We start from the raw sequence: 21,632 nt of genomic DNA, 5'->3' as shown, positions 1-21,632 counted from the left end.
TAGAGGATAAGCCATGCCACGTTCTCTCAAGAAAGGTCCCTTCATTGACCTGCACTTGCTGAAGAAGGTAGAGAAAGCGGTGGAAAGCGGAGACAAGAAGCCAATTCGGACTTGGTCCCGTCGTTCAACGGTCTTTCCAAATATGATCGGTTTGACCATCGCTGTCCATAATGGTCGTCAGCACGTTCCTGTATTTGTTTCCGATGAAATGGTCGGTCACAAATTGGGTGAATTCGCGCCGACCCGTACTTATCGCGGCCATGCGGCCGATAAAAAGGCTAAAAAGCGCTAAGGTAGGAGGAAGAGATGGAAACTATCGCTAAACATCGCCACGCTCGTTCTTCTGCTCAGAAGGTTCGCTTGGTAGCGGACCTGATTCGCGGTAAGAAAGTGTCGCAAGCTCTGGAAACTCTGGCCTATACCAACAAGAAAGCTGCTGGTTTGGTTAAGAAAGTGCTGGAGTCTGCCATTGCTAACGCAGAACACAACGATGGCGCTGACATCGATGATCTGAAAGTCACGAAGATCTTCGTAGACGAAGGCCCTAGCATGAAGCGCATTATGCCGCGTGCAAAAGGTCGTGCAGATCGCATCCTGAAGCGCACCAGCCACATTACTGTGGTTGTGTCCGATCGCTGAGACTCTGGAGACTAGCAATGGGTCAGAAAGTACATCCTAATGGTATTCGACTAGGTATTGTCAAAGCTTGGAACTCTACCTGGTACGCAAATACCAAAGAATTCGCTGACAACCTGGACAGCGACTTTAAAGTTCGCCAATTCTTGACTAAAGAATTAGCGAAAGCTTCCGTTTCTCGCATCGTTATCGAGCGTCCAGCGAAGAGCATCCGTGTGACTATTCACACCGCTCGTCCTGGCATCGTTATCGGCAAGAAAGGTGAAGATGTCGAAAAACTGCGTAAGGTCGTAGCGGATATCGCTGGCGTTCCTGCACAGATTAACATCGCCGAAGTCCGTAAACCGGAACTGGACGCAAAATTGGTTGCTGACAGCATCACTTCACAGCTGGAACGTCGCGTTATGTTCCGTCGTGCTATGAAGCGTGCTGTACAGAACGCAATGCGTCTTGGCGCTAAAGGTATCAAAGTTGAAGTAAGCGGCCGCCTTGGCGGTGCTGAAATCGCGCGTACCGAATGGTACCGTGAAGGTCGTGTTCCGTTGCATACACTGCGTGCGGATATCGATTACAACACATCTGAAGCGCACACCACTTATGGTGTAATCGGCGTAAAGGTATGGATCTTCAAAGGTGAGATCTTGGGTGGTATGGCTGCTGTTGAACAACCGGAACCGGCTGCTCAACCTAAAAAGCAGCAGCGTAAAGGCCGCAAGTAAGGAGAATCGCTGATGTTACAACCAAAGCGTACAAAATTCCGTAAGATGCACAAAGGCCGTAACCGTGGCCTTGCGCAAGGTACGGATGTTAGCTTCGGTGAGTTCGGCCTGAAAGCTTGTGGCCGTTGCCGCCTGACGGCTCGTCAAATCGAAGCAGCCCGTCGTGCGATGACACGTGCAATTAAGCGTCAAGGTAAGGTCTGGATCCGTGTATTCCCGGACAAACCGATCACCGAGAAGCCGCTCGAAGTGCGTATGGGTAAAGGTAAGGGTAACGTAGAGTATTGGGTTGCCCTGATCCAGCCAGGAAAAGTTTTATTTGAAATGGCTGGTGTGCCGGAAGAAACTGCCCGCGAAGCATTTAAGCTCGCTGCAGCGAAACTGCCTGTAGGAACCACCTTTGTAACTAAGACGGTGATGTAATGAAAGCACAAGAGCTGCGTGAAAAAAGCGTTGAAGAGCTGAACACTGAGCTGCTCAACCTGCTGCGTGAGCAATTTAATTTGCGCATGCAGGCGGCTAGTGGCCAGCTGCAACAAACTCACCTGTCGAAACAAGTGCGTCGTAATATCGCACGTGTTAAGACTTTACTGACTGAAAAGGCGGGTGCGTAATGACTGACCAAATCCGTACTCTGCAAGGTCGCGTAGTTAGTGACAAAATGGAGAAATCCATGGTTGTTGCTATCGAACGTGTGGTGAAGCACCCGATTTACGGGAAATTCATCCGTCGTACGACGAAATTGCATGTACATGACGAGAACAATGAATGTGGTATCGGTGACGTGGTAGAAATCCGCGAATGCCGTCCACTGTCAAAGACTAAGTCTTGGACGCTTGTTCGCGTTGTAGAGAAAGCGATTCTGTAATAGAGTAGCTGACTCGAACATAATAAGCGGCTCAGAAAGTGGGCCGCTTATTTTTTCTACCCATAATCTGGAAGCGGTGTTATAATGCTGCGCCCTCGTTATTGGGGCTTTTAAACGACCTATTCTGGGTCCTAAAGTAGTAGTTGACATTAGCGGAGCACTAACATGATCCAAGAACAGACTATGCTGAACGTGGCCGACAACTCCGGTGCACGTCGCGTAATGTGTATCAAGGTTCTAGGTGGCTCGCACCGTCGCTACGCAGGCATCGGCGACATCATCAAGATCACCATCAAGGAAGCAATTCCTCGTGGCAAGGTGAAGAAAGGCGATGTTCTGAAGGCGGTAGTGGTGCGCACCAAGAAGGGTGTACGTCGCCCGGACGGTTCTGTCATTCGCTTCGATGGTAACGCTTGTGTTATTTTAAATAATAACAGCGAGCAGCCAATCGGCACGCGTATTTTTGGGCCGGTAACTCGTGAACTGCGTAATGAGAAGTTCATGAAAATTATCTCTCTGGCACCAGAAGTACTCTAAGGAGCGAACCATGGCAGCGAAAATCCGTCGTGATGACGAAGTTATCGTGCTAACCGGGAAAGACAAAGGTAAGCGCGGTAAAGTAAAGAATGTCCTGTCTGCTGGTAAGGTCATTGTTGAAGGTATCAACCTGGTTAAAAAACATCAGAAGCCGGTTCCGGCCCTGAACCAACCAGGTGGCATTGTTGAAAAAGAAGCTGCAATTCAAGTTTCCAACCTTGCGCTGTTCAACGCGACAACCGGTAAGGCTGACCGTGTAGGCTTTAGATTCGAAGACGGCAAAAAAGTCCGTTTCTTTAAATCTAACAGCGAAACTATCAAGTAATTTGGAGTAATACGATGGCGAAACTGCATGATTACTACAAAGACGAGGTGGTCAAACAACTGATGTCTCAGTTTGGCTACAACTCTGTCATGCAAGTCCCTCGGGTCGAGAAGATCACCCTGAACATGGGTGTTGGTGAAGCGATCGCTGACAAGAAACTGCTGGATAATGCAGCAGCTGACTTGGCAGCTATCTCCGGCCAAAAGCCGTTTATCACCAAAGCACGCAAATCTGTTGCAGGCTTCAAAATCCGTCAGGGCTATCCGATCGGCTGTAAAGTAACCCTGCGTGGCGAACGCATGTGGGAATTCTTTGAGCGTCTGATTACCATTGCTGTTCCGCGTATCCGTGACTTCCGTGGCTTGTCCGCTAAGTCATTCGATGGTCGTGGAAACTACAGCATGGGTGTGCGCGAGCAGATCATCTTCCCGGAAATCGACTACGATAAAGTCGATCGTGTACGTGGTTTGGATATTACCATTACCACTACTGCGAAATCCGATGATGAAGGCCGTGCATTGTTGGCTGCTTTTAAATTCCCATTCCGCAAGTAAGGTAGGGTTACTGATGGCTAAGCAATCAATGAAAGCACGCGAAGTTGTTCGCGTGAAACTAGCTAACAAATACCGCGCTCAACGCGAGGAATTAAAAGCTATTATCTCTGGTGTGAACTCATCCGACGAAGATCGTTGGAATGCTGTTCTGAAGCTGCAGTCTCTGCCGCGTGATTCCAGCCCGTCCCGTCAGCGTAACCGCTGCAACCAAACTGGTCGTCCGCATGGTTTCCTGCGGAAGTTCGGGTTGAGCCGTATTAAAGTCCGTGAAACCGCAATGCGCGGTGAAATCCCGGGCCTTAAAAAGGCTAGCTGGTAATTGTCACCAATTGAATCACGGGAGTAAAGACAGATGAGCATGCAAGATCCGATCGCGGATATGCTGACCCGTATCCGTAACGGTCAAGCCGCAAACAAAGTTGCGGTCACCATGCCTTCCTCCAAGCTGAAAGTGGCAATTGCCAACGTTCTGAAGGAAGAAGGCTTTATTGAAGATTTTAAAATCGAAGGCGACACCAAGCCTACTCTGGAATTAGCACTTAAGTATTTCCAGGGCAAGGCAGTGGTAGAAAGCATTCAACGTATCAGCCGTCCAGGTCTGCGCATCTATAAGAAAAAAGATGAGCTGCCAAAAGTTATGGCCGGTTTGGGTATCGCTGTTATTTCTACCTCTAAAGGTGTTATGACCGATCGTGCAGCTCGCCAAGCTGGTCTTGGTGGCGAGATTATCTGCTACGTAGCTTAATTCGGGAGGAAAGAATGTCTCGTGTTGCAAAAGCACCCGTCGTCATTCCTGCCGGCGTAGAGGTAAAACTCAACGGTCAGGTTATTTCGATAAAGGGTAAGAACGGCGAGCTGACTCGTACCGTCCATAGCGCTGTTGAAGTTAAGCAAGAAGATAATACATTGACTTTCGCTCCACGCGAAGGCGCTGTAGACGGTTGGGCCCAAGCGGGTACCACTCGTGCACTGCTTAACGCAATGGTCGTTGGTGTTACCGAAGGCTTCACTAAGAAGCTTCAACTGGTAGGCGTAGGTTACCGTGCCGCAGTTAAAGGCAACGTGGTGAATTTAGCCTTAGGCTTCTCTCATCCAGTTGACCATGAATTGCCGGCTGGCATCACTGCCGAATGCCCGACCCAAACTGAAATCGTGCTGAAAGGCGCTGATAAGCAGGTGATTGGTCAGGTTGCAGCAGATTTGCGTGCCTACCGTCGTCCTGAGCCTTATAAAGGCAAGGGTGTCCGTTACGCCGACGAAGTCGTGCGTACCAAAGAGGCTAAGAAGAAGTAAGGTAACACTATGGATAAGAAAGCAGCTCGTATCCGTCGTGCGACCCGCGCACGCCGCAAGCTCAAAGAACTGGGTGCGACTCGCCTGGTGGTACATCGTACCCCACGCCATATTTACGCGCAGGTTATTGCACCAAACGGTTCTGAAATTTTGGTAGCAGCTTCTACTGTAGAAAAAGCTATCAATGAGCAATTGAAGTACGCCGGCAACAAAGATGCCGCCGCAGCTGTAGGTAAAGCTGTTGCAGAGCGCGCATTGGAAAAAGGGATCACGAAAGTATCCTTTGACCGTTCCGGTTTCCAATATCATGGTCGAGTCCAGGCACTGGCAGATGCTGCCCGTGAAGCTGGCCTTCAGTTCTAAGGTAGAGGTGTAAGATGTCACACATCGAAAAACAAGCTGGCGAACTGCAGGAAAAGCTGATCGCGGTAAACCGCGTATCTAAAACCGTAAAAGGTGGCCGTATTTTCAGCTTTACCGCACTAACAGTAGTTGGTGATGGTAACGGTCGCGTTGGTTTTGGCTACGGCAAAGCACGCGAAGTTCCGGCAGCGATCCAGAAAGCGATGGAAAAAGCCCGTCGCGCTATGATTAATGTTGCTTTGGATAACGGTACCCTGCAGCACCCAGTTAAAGGTGCTCACACAGGTTCTCGTGTATTCATGCAACCAGCTTCTGAAGGTACCGGTATTATCGCCGGTGGTGCAATGCGCGCCGTCTTGGAAGTTGCAGGGGTTCATAACGTATTGGCCAAGGCATATGGTTCTACTAACCCGATCAACGTGGTTCGTGCAACTATTTTAGCTCTGGAAGATATGAAATCCCCAGAAATGGTCGCTGCCAAGCGTGGTAAGTCCGTCGAAGAAATTCTAGGGAAATAACCATGGCAAAGACTATTAAAGTAACTCAAACAAAAAGCAGTATCGGTCGTTTGCCGAAACACAAGGCAACTCTGATCGGTTTAGGTCTGCGTCGTATTGGTCATACTGTAGAGCGTGAGGATACTCCCGCTGTACGTGGTATGGTCAACTTGGTTTCCTACATGGTTAAAGTTGAGGAGTAACAGATGCGTTTAAATACTCTGTCTCCGGCTGATGGTGCCAAGCATGCGCCGAAGCGTGTAGGTCGTGGTATCGGTTCTGGCCTGGGTAAAACTGCTGGTCGTGGTCACAAAGGTCAGAACTCACGTTCTGGTGGTGGCGTACGTCGTGGTTTTGAAGGTGGTCAGATGCCTTTATATCGTCGTTTGCCGAAATTCGGCTTCACCTCTCGCAAAGCTATGATCACGGCAGAAGTTCGTCTGTCTGAATTGGCTTTAGTGGAAGGCGACGTAATCGACCTGAACACGCTGAAAGCCGCTAACGTTGTTGGTACCCAGATTGAGTTCGCGAAAGTTATGCTTTCAGGCGAAATCACTCGTGCGGTAACTCTTCGTGGTCTGCGTGTCACCAAAGGCGCTCGTGCTGCTATCGAAGCTGCTGGCGGTAAAATTGAGGAATAAGTAGCAGATGGCTAAGCAACCAGGATTAGATTTTCAAAGTGCTAAAGGCGGATTAGGCGAACTGAAGCGCAGACTTTTGTTTGTTATCGGTGCGCTTATTGTTTTCCGTATCGGCTCTTTTATTCCGATTCCTGGTATCGATGCCACTGTGCTTGCTAAATTGCTCGAGCAACAGAGAGGGACCATCATTGAAATGTTTAACATGTTCTCTGGTGGTGCTCTCAGTCGTGCTTCTATCTTTGCCTTGGGTATCATGCCGTATATTTCGGCATCAATTATTATCCAGCTGTTAACGGTGGTTCATCCAGCGTTAGCAGAAATAAAGAAAGAAGGGGAAGCTGGCCGTCGTAAGATTAGTCAGTACACCCGTTATGGCACGTTGGTATTGGCTATATTCCAATCGATCGGTATTGCTACCGGTCTACCGAATATGCCTGGGATGCAAGGTCTGGTAATCAATCCAGGCTTTGCCTTCTACTTTACCGCTGTTGTTAGCTTGGTCACCGGGACTATGTTCCTGATGTGGCTTGGCGAACAGATTACTGAGCGTGGTATCGGTAACGGTATTTCAATCATAATCTTTGCTGGTATTGTTGCCGGTCTACCACCTGCAATAGCCCATACCATCGAGCAAGCTCGGCAAGGCGACCTGCACTTCCTCCTGTTGCTGTTGGTTGCAGTATTAGTGTTTGCAGTAACCTTCTTCGTTGTTTTCATTGAACGTGGTCAACGTCGTATCGTCGTTAACTATGCTAAACGTCAACAAGGTCGTCGTGTTTATGCAGCACAGAGCACACACTTACCGTTGAAAGTGAACATGGCCGGGGTTATCCCTGCAATCTTCGCTTCCAGCATAATTCTGTTCCCTGCCACGATTGCATCATGGTTTGGGGGTGGGACAGGTTGGAACTGGCTGACGACTATTTCGATGTATTTGCAGCCAGGACAGCCGCTTTATGTGTTACTCTATGCGTCTGCAATCATCTTCTTCTGTTTCTTCTACACGGCGCTAGTTTTCAACCCGCGTGAAACAGCAGATAACCTGAAGAAGTCCGGTGCATTCGTGCCAGGAATTCGTCCGGGAGAGCAAACGGCGAAGTACATCGATAAAGTAATGACGCGTCTAACCTTAATTGGTGCGATGTATATTACTTTCATCTGCCTGATCCCGGAGTTCATGCGTGACGCGATGAAAGTACCATTTTACTTTGGTGGTACCTCCCTACTTATCGTAGTGGTGGTCATCATGGACTTTATGGCTCAAGTGCAAACTCTGATGATGTCGAGTCAATACGAGTCTGCATTGAAGAAAGCAAACCTGAAAGGCTATAACCGCTAATCAGGGATGTTTGAGAAGTTACGGAGAGTAAAAATGAAAGTTCGTGCTTCCGTCAAGAAATTATGTCGTAACTGCAAAATTGTTAAGCGTAACGGTGTCGTTCGCGTAATCTGCAGTGCCGAACCAAAGCATAAACAGCGTCAAGGCTGATTTATCTTGCATATTTTTCTTGCAAAGTTGGGTTGAGCTGGCTAGATTAGCCAGCCAATCTTTTGTATGTGACTGCAATGCTATTTGAGTATCCTGAAAACGGGCTTTTCAGAATGGTATTGCTGTATAAAATAGTAGGAGTGCATAGTGGCCCGTATAGCAGGCATTAACATTCCTGATCAGAAACATACCGTTATCGCATTAACTGCGATCTACGGCATCGGTAAAACTCGCTCACAGGCTATCTGTGTTGCAGCGGGTATTGCTGAAAATGTTAAGATCAGTGAGCTGTCTGAAGAGCAAATCGAGAAGCTGCGTGACGAAGTTGCCAAGTACGTTGTAGAAGGTGATCTGCGTCGTGAGGTGACCCTGAGCATCAAGCGTCTGATGGACCTTGGGACTTATCGTGGTTTGCGTCATCGTCGTGGTCTACCAGTTCGCGGTCAGCGTACTAAGACCAACGCACGTACCCGTAAGGGTCCGCGTAAACCGATCAAGAAATAATCGGGGTGATTGAATAATGGCAAAGGCACCTATTCGTGCACGTAAGCGTGTAAGAAAGACAGTCTCTGACGGTGTGGCTCATATCCATGCTTCTTTCAACAACACCATCGTTACCATTACAGATCGTCAAGGTAACGCATTGGGTTGGGCAACAGCAGGTGGTTCCGGTTTCCGTGGATCTCGTAAGTCTACTCCGTTCGCAGCGCAAGTTGCAGCAGAGCGCTGCGCTGACGCAGTGAAAGAATACGGTATCAAGAATCTGGAAGTTATGGTTAAAGGACCTGGTCCGGGCCGTGAGTCTACTATCCGTGCGTTAAACGCGGCTGGTTTCCGCATCACTAATATTACTGATGTGACTCCGATCCCTCATAACGGTTGTCGTCCGCCGAAAAAGCGCCGCGTATAACGCTGCTTTTAGGTTTGTTGGAGAGAGAAAATGGCAAGATATTTGGGGCCTAAGCTCAAGCTGAGCCGTCGTGAGGGCACAGACTTATTCCTTAAGTCTGGTGTTCGTGCGATTGACACCAAGTGTAAGATCGAACAACCACCTGGCCAGCACGGTGCGCGTAAACCGCGTCTGTCTGACTACGGTGTGCAGTTACGTGAAAAGCAAAAAGTTCGCCGTATCTATGGTGTTCTAGAACGTCAATTCCGTAACTACTATAAAGAAGCAGCACGTCTGAAAGGCAACACTGGTGCAAACCTGTTGCAACTGCTGGAAGGTCGTCTGGATAACGTAGTTTACCGTATGGGCTTTGGCGCAACTCGTGCTGAATCACGTCAGCTGGTTAGTCATAAAGCTATCATGGTAAATGGTCGCGTTGTTAACATCGCTTCTTATCAGGTATCTCCGAATGACGTAGTCAGCATCCGTGAGAAAGCTAAAAAGCAGTCTCGTGTTAAGGCAGCTTTGGAGCTGGCTGAGCAGCGTGAAAAGCCGACTTGGCTGGAAGTTGATGCTGTCAAGATGGAAGGTGTGTTCAAACGTATTCCTGAACGTACTGATCTGTCTGCGGACATTAATGAACACCTGATCGTCGAGCTTTACTCCAAGTAAAGCTTAGTACCAAAGAGAGGACACAATGCAGGGTTCTGTGACAGAGTTTCTAAAACCGCGCCTGGTAGATATCGAGCAAGTCAGTTCGACGCACGCCAAGGTGACCCTTGAGCCGTTAGAGCGTGGCTTTGGCCATACTCTCGGCAACGCACTGCGCCGTATTCTGCTTTCATCTATGCCGGGTTGCGCGGTGACCGAGGTTGAGATTGATGGTGTACTGCATGAGTACAGCACCAAAGAAGGCGTACAGGAAGATATCCTGGAGATCCTGCTCAACCTGAAAGGGCTGGCGGTGAGAGTTCAGGGTAAAGATGAAGTTATTCTTACCCTGAATAAGTCTGGCATTGGCCCTGTGACTGCAGCCGATATCACCCATGATGGTGATGTCGAAATCGTCAAGCCGCAGCACGTTATCTGCCACCTGACCGATGAAAACGCATCTATTAGTATGCGTATCAAAGTTCAACGTGGTCGTGGTTATGTGCCGGCTTCTGCCCGAATTCATTCGGAAGAAGATGAGCGCCCGATTGGTCGTCTGTTAGTAGACGCATGCTATAGCCCTGTAGAGCGTATTGCCTACAATGTTGAAGCAGCGCGTGTAGAACAGCGTACCGACCTGGACAAGTTGGTTATCGAGATGGAAACCAATGGTACGATCGATCCTGAAGAGGCGATCCGCCGTGCGGCAACTATCTTGGCTGAACAGCTTGAAGCTTTCGTTGACCTACGTGATGTACGTCAACCGGAAGTTAAAGAAGAGAAGCCAGAGTTTGATCCGATCCTGCTGCGCCCTGTTGACGATCTGGAATTGACTGTCCGCTCTGCTAACTGCCTCAAGGCAGAAGCTATCCACTACATCGGTGATCTGGTACAGCGTACCGAGGTTGAGTTGCTGAAAACGCCGAACCTGGGTAAAAAATCTCTTACTGAGATTAAAGACGTGCTCGCTTCACGTGGTCTTTCTTTAGGCATGCGCCTAGAAAATTGGCCGCCAGCTAGCATTGCTGACGAGTAACCGGATCACAGGTTAAGGTTTTACTGAGAAGGATAAGGTCATGCGCCATCGTAAGAGTGGTCGTCAACTGAACCGTAACAGCAGCCATCGCCAGGCTATGTTCCGTAACATGGCCGGCTCTTTGGTTCGTCATGAGATAATCAAGACGACCCTGCCGAAAGCGAAAGAGCTGCGTCGCGTTGTTGAGCCGCTGATTACTCTTGCCAAGACCGACAGCGTAGCTAATCGTCGTCTGGCATTCGCCCGTACTCGTGATAACGAGATCGTGGCAAAACTGTTTAACGAGCTAGGCCCGCGTTTCGCGAGCCGTGCCGGTGGTTACACTCGCATTCTGAAGTGTGGCTTCCGTGCAGGCGACAACGCACCGATGGCTTACATCGAGTTAGTTGATCGTGCTGCATCGCAAGCAGAAGTAGTTGCTGCAGAGTAATCTGTAAACGCGTAAAAAAACCGGGCTTGCCCGGTTTTTTTACGTCCATAATTCAATGACGTAATGCATACTCTCGTGCTTTATCTCTTTTCCCCCTATTATTTATCCATGAGCCCATTAATCTTAACTAACCTTCAATTTTGAGAGATCTTCTCTCTGGGGTGTGACATGGTATTAATCGATGAATGGGCTGAAAGACACATTATCCAAGCCCTGGAAAATGGCGAACTCGATAATTTGCCAGGAAATGGCAAGCCACTACAACTCGATGATGATCTCTTTGTTCCTCTTGATCTGAGAGTCGGGTATAGATTACTGAAAAATGCAGGATACCTGCCCCCTCAATTACAGGACCGCAAGGAAGCACTTACTATTGTTGACTTGTTATCGCAGCTAGAAAAGCAGCATGATGATCATGCAAAACTACATAAGCAGCTGGCCTTGCTAGAGATGCGATTGAGACAAGCGGGCTTTAGCACTGATTTTTTGCACAACGAGTATCAGCATAAAGTGGCAGATAAGCTGTCTAAAGAGGAGTAATACATGTTAAAGATTGGGCAACTCGCTAAACTTGCTGATGTTACACCAGATACTATCCGTTATTATGAAAAACAGGGAATGATGCAACATGGTGAACGGACGGAAGGCGGTTATAGACTTTACACTGAACAAGATTTGCAGCGCTTGCGTTTTATCCGTTATGCAAAGCAGCTCGGGTTTACATTGGAAACTATCGCTGAATTACTGTCGATCCGTGTTGATCCGGCACATCATACTTGTCAGGAATCCAAGGCAATTGTCGATTCGCGGTTACATGATGTAGAAAGCAAGATTGCTGAGCTGAAAAAAATGCATGAGTCACTGAAACGTCTCAGTAATGCTTGTTGTGGTAGTTCACATGCGACGACTTATTGCTCTATTCTGGAAGCATTGGAGCAGGGAGCGGCGGAAGAATTAGTTTAAGGCTAAATTTTTAGATGGGGGTTTAACTCAGTTCAAACAAGCAGTATCATTTGTTGGTTTTTTAATCTATATCATCAGTGAGGCACTATTATGACGACATATCGCCATACCAAAGGAAAAATAAAAGATAATGCATTAGAAGCGCTACTCCATGATCCACTTTTTAGGCAGCGCATTGAGAAGAGTAGTAAAGGGAAAGGGAGTTATCAGCGTAAAGATAAACACGTAAAAGGCGGTAACTGGGAGGCCAGTGGTAAGCAGTCGATAGATTATTTACCACTGGCCTTCTGATTTAAGGGTAATAAAAACGCCATCGTTTGATGGCGTTAACGTACGAACGAATCGAAATTATTTTGATTGCTGTGCTTTCAGCAAATCACGAATCTCTGCTAATAGCTTCTCTTCAGTTGTTGGTGCTGGCGCTGCCGCAGGTTCTTCCGCTTTTTCACGGCGCATTTTATTCATAAGCTTAACTGCAGAGAATATTGCCAGGGCCACAATAACAAAATCAAAAATACTTTGAATGAAGGTACCGTAATTCATGACAACTGCGGGTATCGTCCCTTCGGCAGCACGTAATACGAAATGGAATTGCTTAAAATCGACGCCACCTAGTAATAAGCCCAATGGGGGCATGATGATATCGGCAACAAGTGAAGAAACAATCCTGCCAAATGCCGCACCAATAATTACACCGACAGCTAAGTCTACTACATTGCCACGCATGGCAAATTCACGAAACTCCTTCATAAAACTCATAACCCACACCCCATTTCAAAATGAATGACTTAATTTTAGCTAAATAAAACCCGGCACGAGCATAATTATAGGAAATTTTTCCCAATCTCCCATGGGATTAGTTTTAATTTATCAGTCAGCTTGGTTAGCTTAACTATTATTCATTACAAGAAGAATGGACTTGGTTGGAACAACCGTTCAACGTCGGGAACAAATTTCTTGTGAGTAATAAACATCACAACATGATCGCCCTGCTTAATGATGGAATTACCGTTAGCAATAATAACTTCATCACCGCGCACAATAGCCCCAATCGTCGTACCTGGTGGCAACTTGATATCTTCAACCATTCGACCGACAACTTTTGATGTGCTTTCATCACCATGGGCAATCGCTTCTATTGCCTCAGCAACACCACGTCTTAGCGAGGATACGCTGACGATATCCGCTTTACGAACATGACCTAATAGTGCAGAAATGGTGGCCTGTTGTGGTGAGATAACAATATCAATGACACTTCCCTGAACCAGATCGACATAAGCGCTACGTTGGATTAATACCATCGCCTTTTTTGCGCCCATACGTTTTGCCAGCATAGCTGACATGATATTAGCTTCATCATCATTGGTAATCGCGATAAAAACATCAACCTGCTCGATGTGCTCTTCTGCCAGTAATTCTTGATCTGAAGCATCACCATAAAAAACGATTGTGTCATGCAGCATTTCGGCTAATTCAGCAGCTCTCTGCTGGTCGCGTTCAATTAATTTTACGCTGTAATTTTTTTCTAATCGTAGGGCTAAGCCTGCACCCACATTCCCGCCACCAACAATCATAATGCGTTTGTAGGGTTTTTCTAAACGCTGTAACTCACTCATTACCGCGCGAATATGCTGTGAGGCTGCGACAAAGAAGACTTCATCACCCGCTTCAATGATAGTTGAGCCTTGGGGACGAATCGGACGATCTTGACGAAATATTGCGGCAACGCGGGTATCAATATGCGGCATATGTTCACGTAGGGATGACAATGCATTCCCTACGAGTGGCCCGCCATAATAGGCTTTAACTGCGGCAATACTGACTTTACCTTCAGCAAAATTGACCACCTGCAATGCGCCAGGATACTCGATTAATTTATAGATATAATCGGTAACCAGCTGCTCTGGTGATATTAGATGATCAATAGGAACGGCTTCCGGAAGAAATAATTTGTCGGCTTCACGGATATATTCAGCTGAACGAATACGAGCAATACGATTTGGCGTATTAAATAGTGAGTAGGCGATTTGGCAGGCCACCATATTGGTTTCGTCAGAATTCGTCACTGCAACCAACATGTCGGCATCTTCTGCCCCCGCTTCTCTTAACACGCGAGGGTGGGAACCATGCCCCTGGACTACACGTAGATCAAATTTATCTTGCAACTGGCGTAGACGGCCGGAGTCAACATCAACGACAGTGATATCATTGTTTTCACCCACCAGATTTTCCGCCAGGGTTCCACCAACTTGCCCCGCCCCGAGAATAATTATTTTCATAGCGCTCTCTGTTTCACACTGAAATTAGGTTTGAGGCATAGCAAAAGCCACGACTATTTTTCGATCAACTTAGCCTTTTGATTAACTTGGCATAAAAGAAACCGTCGCCATCCTCAGGGTGGGGCAGGTTCTGTTTACCGGGTGCTGCAGTCGTACCTGTTTCAACCAACTCGGCTTCAGAATGACGCTGCAAGAAAGCGGCAATCTGTTGCTGATTCTCTTCCGGCAATATAGAGCAGGTAGCATAAACCATTACGCCACCTTTTTTCAGTTTAGGCCAGATAGCTTCAATGATCTCAGATTGCAATTGAGCTAGTTCAGCAATGTCACTGTCTCGGCGTAACCACTTAATATCAGGGTGGCGGCGAATAACCCCGGTTGCTGAGCAAGGCGCATCTAACAAAATACGATCAAATTGTTGATCTCCGCACCATGCTTCTGGGGTTCTACCATCGCCAACACGCACGACAGCATGCAGTTGCAGGCGTTGCAAATTCTCTTTCACCCGGCTGAGGCGCTGCTCATCGATATCAACCGCCAATACATGGGCCTTTGGTGCTGCTTCCAGAATATGTGTTGTTTTGCCGCCGGGGGCTGCGCAGAGATCAAGGATCTGTTCGCCATTTTGTGGATCAAGCAGTTCAACACACCCCTGGGCTGATGCATCTTGCACGGTGACCCAGCCAAGTTCAAAACCAGGTAGCGCACTGACGGCACAGGGTGTGATAAGACGCAGTGCATCGGGATAAGCATCATGCGGGGCAGCATCTATATCGGCTTGTTTTAAGAGTTCGAGATATTCACTGCGTGAATGGTGTAGGCGATTAACACGTAACCACATTGGCGGTTTCTGGTTATTCGCATCCAAAATCTGCTGCCACTGATCGGGATAAGCCAGCTTAATCCGTGCCAATAACCAGCTTGGATGTAGATAGCGGCTATCATTATTTGCCGCACGCTCCAGTAGTTCAACTTGTTGGCGTTGGAATTGGCGCAATACACCGTTAATCAGCCCCTTTAATTGTGGGCGTTTTAGCGCAGTAGCACCTTCGACTGTCTCTGCCAGCGCGGCATGGGGGGGAATACGGGTGTAAATTAGCTGATACAGTCCAACCATAATCAGATAATGAAAGACGCGCTGCTTACCCGTCATCGGGCGAGCCATCAACTGCTGGATGCACCACTCTAATTGCGGCAAGACACGCAAAGTGCCAAAACACAACTCCTGCAGCAATGCGCGATCTTTATCAGAAATAGTGTTGTGTAGCCCAGGCAAAACGGTACTGAGCGATTGCCCCTGATCTAATACCTGGCTAATTGCTTTGGCAGCGATGCTGCGGAGATTATATGTGTTTTTCATAACCAAAAAAGCCGACAAACGTCAGCAAATAAAGGGAAAGAGGCCCGATGATGAAGTATCGGGCAATGAAATTTATACCCGTCATCTTTCAAGTTGCAGATGTGTCACCCGAATCATTTACTGGTGTAAGCTCATCGGGATTCTCTTGCTTGCCGCCTTCCTGCACCATGAAATCTATTGGGTATATGACTAAAGAGATCTTTTATGCTAACTGGTTACCGGGAGTGAACCACTCGCGACGTGAATTTAATAAGTCAGCAGCAGACATGGCTTTTTTCCCAGCAGGTTGCAGTTGAGTGATATTTAACACACCCTGGGCTGTCGCCACTTGGATACCATGCTTATCAGCATGAATGATGGTTCCAGGCTTGGTATTATCAACAGCCGGGAGTACCTCTGCTTGCCAGACTTTAACCGGCTGTTCATCAACGACAAAATAGCTAACTGGCCAAGGATTGAAAGCACGAATACAACGTTCTAACTGAGCCGCAGAAAGTGACCAATCCAATTTAGCCTCTTCTTTGCTGAGTTTTTCTGCATAAGTCACTTGTGCTTCATCTTGTACTTCTGGCTGTGCACGGCCTTCGGCCAATTGTTGCAATGTTATCAATAAGCCTTGAGGGCCTAATTGTGCCAATTTATCGTACAGTGTCGCACTAGTATCTTCCGGCTGAATATCACATTCAATCTTATGCAACATATCGCCAGTATCTAGCCCAACATCCATCTGCATGATGGTAACCCCAGTTTTTGCATCTCCAGCCCATACTGAACGTTGGATTGGTGCAGCGCCACGCCAGCGTGGCAGCAGGGAACCATGGACATTGATGCAGCCTAATCGCGGCATTGCCAATACAGAGGCTGGCAGAATCAGGCCATAAGCGACCACTACCATAATATCTGCATTAAGATCAGCAACTAAATGTTGGTTCTCTTCTGGCCGTAATGATTTTGGCTGAAAAACGGGGATACCCTGTTGTTCTGCCAATACTTTAACCGGGCTAGGGGTGAGTTTGTTACCTCGTCCCGCCGGGCGGTCTGGTTGAGTAAAAACACCAACAATCTGATGCTGGGAAGACAACAACGCGCCGAGATGGCGCGCTGCAAAATCAGGAGTTCCGGCAAAAATAATCCGCAAAGAGTCAGACACGTAGGTTTCCTGCATTAGAAAGGGTTAGTTGTCACGGGCATTCAACTTGGCCATTTTCTCCAGCTTTTGGCGGATACGCTGACGTTTCAGCGGTGACAAATAGTCCACAAATAGTTTTCCAACCAAATGATCCATCTCATGCTGGATACAAATTGCTAATAAATCATCAGTTTCCAGTTCGAAAGGTTTACCGTCACGATCCAGCGCTCTGATTTTTACCTTTTCGGCTCGAGGAACTAATGCACGTTGCTCAGGAATTGATAAACAACCCTCTTCGATGCCGGTTTCACCGCTTTTTTCCAACAGCTCTGGGTTAATTAGCACCAGACGTTGGTCACGGTTTTCCGAGACATCAATGACGATAATTTGCAGGTGAACATCCACTTGTGTTGCGGCAAGACCAATACCTTCCTCTGCGTACATCGTTTCGAACATGTCGTCCACAATGCGCTGGATTTCACCATTGACTTCTTTTACCGGCGCAGCAATTTTGCGCAGCCGCTCATCTGGGTAATGTAATACTTGTAATACTGACATAAATATCTAGATCTGCGTCCGAGTAGTGAATGATATTCAATCTCTATTCTAGACATTTCTCGCTCGGATTGACAGCATTGGCTACCAATTGAACAAATCGGTGCCAGCTTAGAAAGCAAGCCAGGGAGGCGATATGTTAGCAGCAGAATTATGGCTCAGGATGAGCAAGGTTAAGGGGTTTGGTGTAGCGAAGAGCGGGGGATTGGTCAGGCGGTTACTTGCCAGTGGTGATATTCACCCTGGGCGCTTAGCCGCTTATGGGCTGAGTCCGCAGCAATGTCAGCAGTTTTATCAGGTAGATCCCCACTATATTGAAGCCACATTAACCTGGTTGAATCACCCCTCTCATCACTTATTGACCTATGGTGAGCCAGGCTACCCACCCCGCTTAACCCATATTTCAGGCGCACCTTTGGTGCTGTTTGTTTCCGGCGAGCTGGATGTTCTCTATCGCCCACAGGTCGCCATGGTTGGGAGTCGCCATTTTAGCCATTATGGCGAACAGTGGGGCCGTCATTTTGCTTCAGAGCTGGCCCGAACCGGGTTAGTTATCACCAGCGGCCTCGCCATGGGGATAGATGGCATTTGTCATCAGGCGGCTTTGAGCGCGAAAGGTAAGACTATCGCGGTATTAGGCAGCGGATTAGAAAATATCTATCCACGGCGACATAGTCAGTTAGCCAAAGAGATCGAACACCAAGGCGGGGCTTTGGTCTCTGAGTTTTTGACGACCGCATTACCGATTGCCGCTCATTTCCCCAGAAGAAACCGCATCATTAGTGGATTAAGCTCGGCTGTGTTAGTTGTTGAGGCCACAATGAAAAGTGGCTCTTTAATTACTGCCCGCTATGCTATTGAACAAGGGAGAGATGTTTTTGCTTTACCGGGGCCATTAGGGAGTGAAACCAGCGAAGGTGTACATTGGCTGATCCAGCAAGGCGCCTATTTGGCAAGCTCGGTAGAAGGGGTCGCCGAGCAGCTAGGCGGTTCACTTCAATGGATATCATTACCTGAGAAAGCAATTATTTCTTCATCAGAGAGGCAAGTTGAATTGCCATTTGCTGATGTGTTGGCTAACGTAGGAGATGAGGTGACACCCGTTGATGTCGTCGCCGAACGTGCCGGCCAACCTGTACCAGAGATCGTAAGCAAATTGCTCGAACTGGAGTTAGCAGGGTGGATCGCAGCTGTACCCGGCGGCTATGTCCGATTAAGGAGGGCAGGCCATGTTCGACGTTTTAATTTACTTATTTGAAACTTATATGCATAACGAGTCGGAAATGCTTGTCGACCAAGATAAGATTACTGACGATCTTGCTGACGCAGGTTTCTATCGCGAGGATATCAACAACGCCCTGAACTGGTTGGAGGCTCTTGCTGACTTACAAGAAGGGCAGAAAGCACCTTATCTCTATGCCGCCGATCCGCAAGCATTACGTATTTATACTGTGGAAGAGTCTCAACGCCTGGATACCAGTTGTCGTGGTTTTATCCTATTTCTTGAACAAATTCAGGTACTACACTTTGATACCCGTGAAATGGTTATCGATCGTATTATGGCGTTAGATTCTAATGAGATCGATCTGGAAGATCTTAAGTGGGTTGTGCTGATGGTGTTGTTTAACATACCGGGTTATGAAATTGCCTATCAGCAGATGGAAGAGTTACTTTTTGAAGTCAATGAAGGTTATTTGCACTAGGTGGTAACATCATGGGCTAATAATTTTGATACAGAAGGCGTTATGACGAAAACAGTTACTGCCAAGGATAATGGGTCGTGTCCTGAATGTGGATCGGCTTTAGTCATTCGCAGTGGTGGCCATGGCCCATTCCTTGGTTGTTCGCATTATCCCGACTGCCAGTATATGCGCCCGCTAAAAGCGCAATCTGATGGCCATATTGTGAAAGTTCTGGATGGGCAACTTTGTCCAGAATGTGGTTCAGAAATGGTATTGCGGCAAGGGCGTTTTGGTATGTTTATTGGTTGCAGCCAATATCCACAATGTGACCATACTGAAGTGATTGATAAACCTGATGAGACGTCGATCGATTGCCCACAATGCGGTCAAGGAAAACTGTTGCAACGTAAGTCACGGTTTGGGAAGGTTTTCCATGCCTGTAACCGCTATCCAGATTGCCAATTTACCATTAACCAGCAGCCTATTGCCGGAAACTGTGGTTATTGCCACTATCCATTATTGATGGAAAAGAGAACAGCACAAGGCGTCAAACGTTTTTGCGCCAGCAAGTTATGTGGGAAGGTCGTGGCAAGTGAGTGATAACAGAGTAAGCATGAAAGAGAAGAGTGACGTTTTGGCCGATGTGCTGCGGGCACTGCAGCAAGAGGAGGTTATTGCCTATCCGACAGAAGCTGTTTTTGGTTTAGGCTGTGACCCTGATAGCGAAAAGGCCGTGAATGCGCTATTAGCCTTAAAACAGCGACCATGGCAGAAAGGTTTGATCCTGATTGCAGCCAATTATGAACAATTAAAACCTTATATTGACGACTCGACGTTAAGTGACTTACAACGAGAGACTATTTTTTCCTGTTGGCCAGGGGCGGTAACCTGGGTGATTCCAGCTCGAGCTGAAACACCACGTTGGCTAACGGGTAGCTTTGATTCACTGGCCGTGAGAGTAAGTGACCACCCACTTGTACAACAGCTTTGCTTGCAATATGGCAAACCACTGGTTTCAACCAGCGCCAATTTAAGTGGTCGTGAACCTTGCCGTACAGATGAAGAAGTGAGAATACAGTTTGGCCCTTCACTGCCGGTGCTCTTTGGCAAGGTTGGTGGCCGCTTAAACCCATCTGAAATCAGAGACGCCATAACCGGTAAGCAATTTCGTCAAGGGTAGGAAATAGCATGGATCAGAAGTTCGCAGTATTTGGTAATCCAATTGGGCACAGTAAATCGCCGAGGATCCATGCGCTTTTTGCTGAGCAAACAGGTATAGAGCATCAATACGGTAAGGTACTTGCACCTAATGAAACATTTGAGGAGGTATTATCGTCCTTTTTTGCGCGTGGTGCAGTGGGTGCGAATATCACCACGCCGTTTAAAGAACGCGCGCATGCAAAATGTGATGAACTGACAGATCGTGCGTCATTGGCAGGGGCGGTTAATACGATCAAGCAATTAAAAGATGGCCGCTTATTAGGTGACAATACCGACGGCATTGGTTTGCTCAGTGACCTTCAACGGCTGCACCTGATCCAAGAAACCGACACTATCCTGCTTGTGGGCGCGGGCGGGGCGGCCCGTGGTGTTATCCTCCCTTTACTCTCATACGGGTGCAAGGTGGTTATTACTAATCGCACTTATGCGCGTGCGCAGCAGCTTGCTGAAGTATTCCACCATTTGGGTGATATTGATGTTACCGAAATGCAGACCCTGAATGGGCAGCGCTTTGATTTAATCATAAATGCCACCGCCTCAGGTATTCATGGTGAGGTTCCAAACTTACCTACGAATATCATCGGCCCGCAAACGCGCTGCTATGATATGTTTTATCAAGCTGAGGATACCCCATTCTTAGTCTGGAGTAAGAGGTTAGGCGTGACAAACTATGCCGATGGTCTGGGTATGCTGGTGGGGCAAGCGGCACATGCTTTCCAACTCTGGCACGGTGTGATGCCAGAAATTGCACCGGTCTTAAATCAGTTGCGTGATGAGTTAGGTAAATAAGAAGAGCACAGAATAATGCAGGAAAGATAATGACCTATTTCCTGCATCTACTATTGCTACTTATTTAGTTTCGGCCAGATAGTCATCTTTCCAGCGTACGTAGTTACTGGCAGAGTAGAGCAGACCTTCATATTCCGCCGGTGTTAACGGACGGACTTGTTTAGCCGGGCTGCCCATATAGAGGTAACCACTAACTAATCGTTTCCCCGGGGCAACCAGGCTACCGGCTCCAATCATCACATCATCTTCTATTACTGCCCCATCTAACAGGATCGATCCCATTCCAACGAGTACTCGGTTGCCGATAGTACAACCGTGAAGCATAGCTTTGTGGCCAACCGTCACGTCCTCGCCAATAATCAGCGGGTTCCCTTCAGGATTATGTTCAGACTTATGGGTTACATGTAACACACTACCGTCTTGGATATTTGAACGTGCGCCAATGACGACTTGATTGACATCACCCCGAATCGCGACCAACGGCCAGACACTGACATCATCGCCCAGAATAACATTGCCAATGATCACGCTAGATCTATCGACCATGACGCGATCACCTAGCGTTGGTAAATAATGTAGGTAGGGGCGAATAGCATCGGACATAACAATAACCTCTTTTATAAGATCTCATTTTACTGGCAATACTAGCCTTTGTTGCTGGAATTACAACCAATCGAAGAGGGTGACCTCAGTGAAAGCACAATAGATCGACCAAGATCTGCACGT

37 protein-coding genes are annotated in these 21,632 nt (G+C 47.7%); 31 read left to right on the top strand and 6 right to left on the bottom strand.

The genetic code is table 11. The features are described from left to right. Nucleotides 1-13: 13 nt before the first annotated feature. The 26 genes from rpsS (at nt 14) to HRK25_RS04875 (ending at nt 12,182) form a co-directional block, all read left to right on the top strand. A complete protein-coding gene (gene rpsS, locus HRK25_RS05000) occupies nt 14-292 on the top strand; it encodes a 30S ribosomal protein S19 (protein WP_002213430.1) in 279 nt (92 codons plus the stop codon). A 14-nt stretch (nt 293-306) separates the two neighbouring features. Next, the gene (gene rplV, locus HRK25_RS04995; protein ID WP_004391423.1) at nt 307-639 is read left to right on the top strand and encodes a 50S ribosomal protein L22; all 333 of its coding nucleotides are present in this window, start codon (nt 307-309) and stop codon (nt 637-639) included. 17 nt (nt 640-656) lie between these two features. Then, entirely contained in the window at nt 657-1,355 is a 699-nt protein-coding gene (rpsC, locus tag HRK25_RS04990) for a 30S ribosomal protein S3 (protein WP_002221644.1), read from the top strand. A 12-nt stretch (nt 1,356-1,367) separates the two neighbouring features. Continuing rightward, nucleotides 1,368-1,778: a 50S ribosomal protein L16 gene (rplP, locus tag HRK25_RS04985; RefSeq protein ID WP_002218940.1), complete on the top strand. Its 411-nt coding sequence runs from the start codon at nt 1,368-1,370 to the stop codon at nt 1,776-1,778. Further along, nucleotides 1,778-1,969, top strand: a complete 192-nt coding sequence (gene rpmC, locus HRK25_RS04980; protein WP_005159843.1) for a 50S ribosomal protein L29 — start codon at nt 1,778-1,780, stop codon at nt 1,967-1,969. The genes rplP and rpmC overlap by 1 nt, the downstream gene beginning before the upstream one ends. Further along, nucleotides 1,969-2,223 carry a 30S ribosomal protein S17 gene (gene rpsQ, locus HRK25_RS04975; protein ID WP_002228135.1) on the top strand — a complete coding sequence of 85 codons (255 nt, stop codon included), beginning with the start codon at nt 1,969-1,971 and terminating at the stop codon, nt 2,221-2,223. Before rpmC ends, rpsQ begins: the two co-directional genes overlap by 1 nt. Before the next feature lie 165 nt (nt 2,224-2,388). Continuing rightward, on the top strand, nt 2,389-2,760 hold the full coding sequence (gene rplN / locus HRK25_RS04970; protein WP_002213325.1) for a 50S ribosomal protein L14: 372 nt from the start codon (nt 2,389-2,391) through the stop codon (nt 2,758-2,760). 10 nt (nt 2,761-2,770) lie between these two features. Further along, nucleotides 2,771-3,085 carry a 50S ribosomal protein L24 gene (rplX, locus tag HRK25_RS04965; RefSeq protein WP_004875104.1) on the top strand — a complete coding sequence of 105 codons (315 nt, stop codon included), beginning with the start codon at nt 2,771-2,773 and terminating at the stop codon, nt 3,083-3,085. A gap of 14 nt (nt 3,086-3,099) precedes the next feature. Continuing rightward, nucleotides 3,100-3,639: a 50S ribosomal protein L5 gene (gene rplE / locus HRK25_RS04960; RefSeq protein ID WP_004391419.1), complete on the top strand. Its 540-nt coding sequence runs from the start codon at nt 3,100-3,102 to the stop codon at nt 3,637-3,639. 13 nt (nt 3,640-3,652) lie between these two features. Further along, complete coding sequence (gene rpsN / locus HRK25_RS04955) at nt 3,653-3,958, top strand: 30S ribosomal protein S14 (RefSeq protein ID WP_004391418.1); 306 nt, start codon at nt 3,653-3,655, stop codon at nt 3,956-3,958. A 33-nt stretch (nt 3,959-3,991) separates the two neighbouring features. Further along, on the top strand, nt 3,992-4,384 hold the full coding sequence (gene rpsH / locus HRK25_RS04950) for a 30S ribosomal protein S8 (protein ID WP_019213301.1): 393 nt from the start codon (nt 3,992-3,994) through the stop codon (nt 4,382-4,384). A 14-nt stretch (nt 4,385-4,398) separates the two neighbouring features. Continuing rightward, nucleotides 4,399-4,932 carry a 50S ribosomal protein L6 gene (gene rplF, locus HRK25_RS04945; protein ID WP_005271806.1) on the top strand — a complete coding sequence of 178 codons (534 nt, stop codon included), beginning with the start codon at nt 4,399-4,401 and terminating at the stop codon, nt 4,930-4,932. Nucleotides 4,933-4,941: 9 nt separating this feature from the next. Further along, nucleotides 4,942-5,295 (top strand): 50S ribosomal protein L18, encoded by a 354-nt coding sequence (rplR, locus tag HRK25_RS04940; protein ID WP_004391413.1) that lies wholly within the window; start codon nt 4,942-4,944, stop codon nt 5,293-5,295. 14 nt (nt 5,296-5,309) lie between these two features. Then, on the top strand, nt 5,310-5,813 hold the full coding sequence (rpsE, locus tag HRK25_RS04935; protein ID WP_004875101.1) for a 30S ribosomal protein S5: 504 nt from the start codon (nt 5,310-5,312) through the stop codon (nt 5,811-5,813). 2 nt (nt 5,814-5,815) lie between these two features. Continuing rightward, nucleotides 5,816-5,995, top strand: coding sequence for a 50S ribosomal protein L30 (gene rpmD / locus HRK25_RS04930; protein ID WP_002213339.1), 180 nt, complete (start codon nt 5,816-5,818; stop codon nt 5,993-5,995). Nucleotides 5,996-5,998: 3 nt separating this feature from the next. Next, the gene (gene rplO, locus HRK25_RS04925) at nt 5,999-6,433 is read left to right on the top strand and encodes a 50S ribosomal protein L15 (RefSeq protein ID WP_004709236.1); all 435 of its coding nucleotides are present in this window, start codon (nt 5,999-6,001) and stop codon (nt 6,431-6,433) included. A 7-nt stretch (nt 6,434-6,440) separates the two neighbouring features. Then, nucleotides 6,441-7,772: a preprotein translocase subunit SecY gene (gene secY / locus HRK25_RS04920; protein ID WP_002213344.1), complete on the top strand. Its 1,332-nt coding sequence runs from the start codon at nt 6,441-6,443 to the stop codon at nt 7,770-7,772. Nucleotides 7,773-7,805: 33 nt separating this feature from the next. Beyond that, entirely contained in the window at nt 7,806-7,922 is a 117-nt protein-coding gene (rpmJ, locus tag HRK25_RS04915; protein WP_002227352.1) for a 50S ribosomal protein L36, read from the top strand. Between the two features lie 147 nt (nt 7,923-8,069). Beyond that, on the top strand, nt 8,070-8,426 hold the full coding sequence (gene rpsM, locus HRK25_RS04910) for a 30S ribosomal protein S13 (RefSeq protein ID WP_004702348.1): 357 nt from the start codon (nt 8,070-8,072) through the stop codon (nt 8,424-8,426). Between the two features lie 16 nt (nt 8,427-8,442). After that, nucleotides 8,443-8,832 (top strand): 30S ribosomal protein S11, encoded by a 390-nt coding sequence (rpsK, locus tag HRK25_RS04905; protein ID WP_004709234.1) that lies wholly within the window; start codon nt 8,443-8,445, stop codon nt 8,830-8,832. Between the two features lie 30 nt (nt 8,833-8,862). After that, nucleotides 8,863-9,483, top strand: coding sequence for a 30S ribosomal protein S4 (rpsD, locus tag HRK25_RS04900; protein ID WP_002218949.1), 621 nt, complete (start codon nt 8,863-8,865; stop codon nt 9,481-9,483). Between the two features lie 25 nt (nt 9,484-9,508). After that, on the top strand, nt 9,509-10,498 hold the full coding sequence (locus HRK25_RS04895) for a DNA-directed RNA polymerase subunit alpha (protein ID WP_002438685.1): 990 nt from the start codon (nt 9,509-9,511) through the stop codon (nt 10,496-10,498). Nucleotides 10,499-10,538: 40 nt separating this feature from the next. Next, a complete protein-coding gene (gene rplQ, locus HRK25_RS04890; RefSeq protein WP_004391407.1) occupies nt 10,539-10,928 on the top strand; it encodes a 50S ribosomal protein L17 in 390 nt (129 codons plus the stop codon). A 168-nt stretch (nt 10,929-11,096) separates the two neighbouring features. Further along, nucleotides 11,097-11,468 (top strand): DnaJ family domain-containing protein, encoded by a 372-nt coding sequence (locus tag HRK25_RS04885; RefSeq protein ID WP_005271808.1) that lies wholly within the window; start codon nt 11,097-11,099, stop codon nt 11,466-11,468. Nucleotides 11,469-11,471: 3 nt separating this feature from the next. After that, nucleotides 11,472-11,891 (top strand): Zn(2+)-responsive transcriptional regulator, encoded by a 420-nt coding sequence (gene zntR, locus HRK25_RS04880; protein ID WP_005271811.1) that lies wholly within the window; start codon nt 11,472-11,474, stop codon nt 11,889-11,891. Between the two features lie 90 nt (nt 11,892-11,981). Then, the gene (locus HRK25_RS04875) at nt 11,982-12,182 is read left to right on the top strand and encodes an alternative ribosome-rescue factor A (RefSeq protein WP_005271813.1); all 201 of its coding nucleotides are present in this window, start codon (nt 11,982-11,984) and stop codon (nt 12,180-12,182) included. A 57-nt stretch (nt 12,183-12,239) separates the two neighbouring features. On the opposite strand, the gene mscL is transcribed toward HRK25_RS04875, so the two are convergent. The 5 genes from mscL to def form a co-directional block, all read right to left on the bottom strand. After that, entirely contained in the window at nt 12,240-12,650 is a 411-nt protein-coding gene (mscL, locus tag HRK25_RS04870) for a large-conductance mechanosensitive channel protein MscL (protein WP_005271814.1), read from the bottom strand. 143 nt (nt 12,651-12,793) lie between these two features. Next, nucleotides 12,794-14,170 (bottom strand): Trk system potassium transporter TrkA, encoded by a 1,377-nt coding sequence (gene trkA, locus HRK25_RS04865; RefSeq protein ID WP_005271815.1) that lies wholly within the window; start codon nt 14,168-14,170, stop codon nt 12,794-12,796. 64 nt (nt 14,171-14,234) lie between these two features. Then, nucleotides 14,235-15,530, bottom strand: a complete 1,296-nt coding sequence (gene rsmB / locus HRK25_RS04860; protein ID WP_005271816.1) for a 16S rRNA (cytosine(967)-C(5))-methyltransferase RsmB — start codon at nt 15,528-15,530, stop codon at nt 14,235-14,237. 202 nt (nt 15,531-15,732) lie between these two features. Beyond that, complete coding sequence (gene fmt, locus HRK25_RS04855; protein WP_005271817.1) at nt 15,733-16,680, bottom strand: methionyl-tRNA formyltransferase; 948 nt, start codon at nt 16,678-16,680, stop codon at nt 15,733-15,735. 24 nt (nt 16,681-16,704) lie between these two features. Next, entirely contained in the window at nt 16,705-17,217 is a 513-nt protein-coding gene (def, locus tag HRK25_RS04850; RefSeq protein ID WP_005271820.1) for a peptide deformylase, read from the bottom strand. A gap of 133 nt (nt 17,218-17,350) precedes the next feature. Here def and dprA point away from each other — a divergent pair, with 133 nt between their 5' ends. Genes dprA through aroE form a run of 5 tightly spaced genes read left to right on the top strand, consistent with a single transcriptional unit; the run spans nt 17,351 to nt 20,906 of the window. Beyond that, nucleotides 17,351-18,472: a DNA-protecting protein DprA gene (dprA, locus tag HRK25_RS04845; protein WP_005271822.1), complete on the top strand. Its 1,122-nt coding sequence runs from the start codon at nt 17,351-17,353 to the stop codon at nt 18,470-18,472. After that, entirely contained in the window at nt 18,444-18,917 is a 474-nt protein-coding gene (locus HRK25_RS04840) for a DUF494 family protein (protein WP_032896807.1), read from the top strand. The genes dprA and HRK25_RS04840 overlap by 29 nt, the downstream gene beginning before the upstream one ends. A 42-nt stretch (nt 18,918-18,959) precedes the next feature. Next, complete coding sequence (locus tag HRK25_RS04835; protein ID WP_032896809.1) at nt 18,960-19,496, top strand: DNA topoisomerase family protein; 537 nt, start codon at nt 18,960-18,962, stop codon at nt 19,494-19,496. Nucleotides 19,497-19,509: 13 nt separating this feature from the next. Further along, the gene (tsaC, locus tag HRK25_RS04830) at nt 19,510-20,076 is read left to right on the top strand and encodes an L-threonylcarbamoyladenylate synthase type 1 TsaC (RefSeq protein ID WP_005271828.1); all 567 of its coding nucleotides are present in this window, start codon (nt 19,510-19,512) and stop codon (nt 20,074-20,076) included. Between the two features lie 8 nt (nt 20,077-20,084). After that, nucleotides 20,085-20,906 carry a shikimate dehydrogenase gene (aroE, locus tag HRK25_RS04825; protein ID WP_032896811.1) on the top strand — a complete coding sequence of 274 codons (822 nt, stop codon included), beginning with the start codon at nt 20,085-20,087 and terminating at the stop codon, nt 20,904-20,906. Between the two features lie 60 nt (nt 20,907-20,966). On the opposite strand, the gene HRK25_RS04820 is transcribed toward aroE, so the two are convergent. Further along, nucleotides 20,967-21,509 (bottom strand): gamma carbonic anhydrase family protein, encoded by a 543-nt coding sequence (locus tag HRK25_RS04820; RefSeq protein ID WP_005271832.1) that lies wholly within the window; start codon nt 21,507-21,509, stop codon nt 20,967-20,969. Nucleotides 21,510-21,632: the final 123 nt, after the last annotated feature.

Source organism: Yersinia bercovieri ATCC 43970, assembly GCF_013282745.1.
Taxonomy (GTDB): domain Bacteria; phylum Pseudomonadota; class Gammaproteobacteria; order Enterobacterales; family Enterobacteriaceae; genus Yersinia; species Yersinia bercovieri.
Note: the sequence above shows the minus strand (reverse complement) of the source record. Positions and strands in the feature narration are given on the sequence as shown.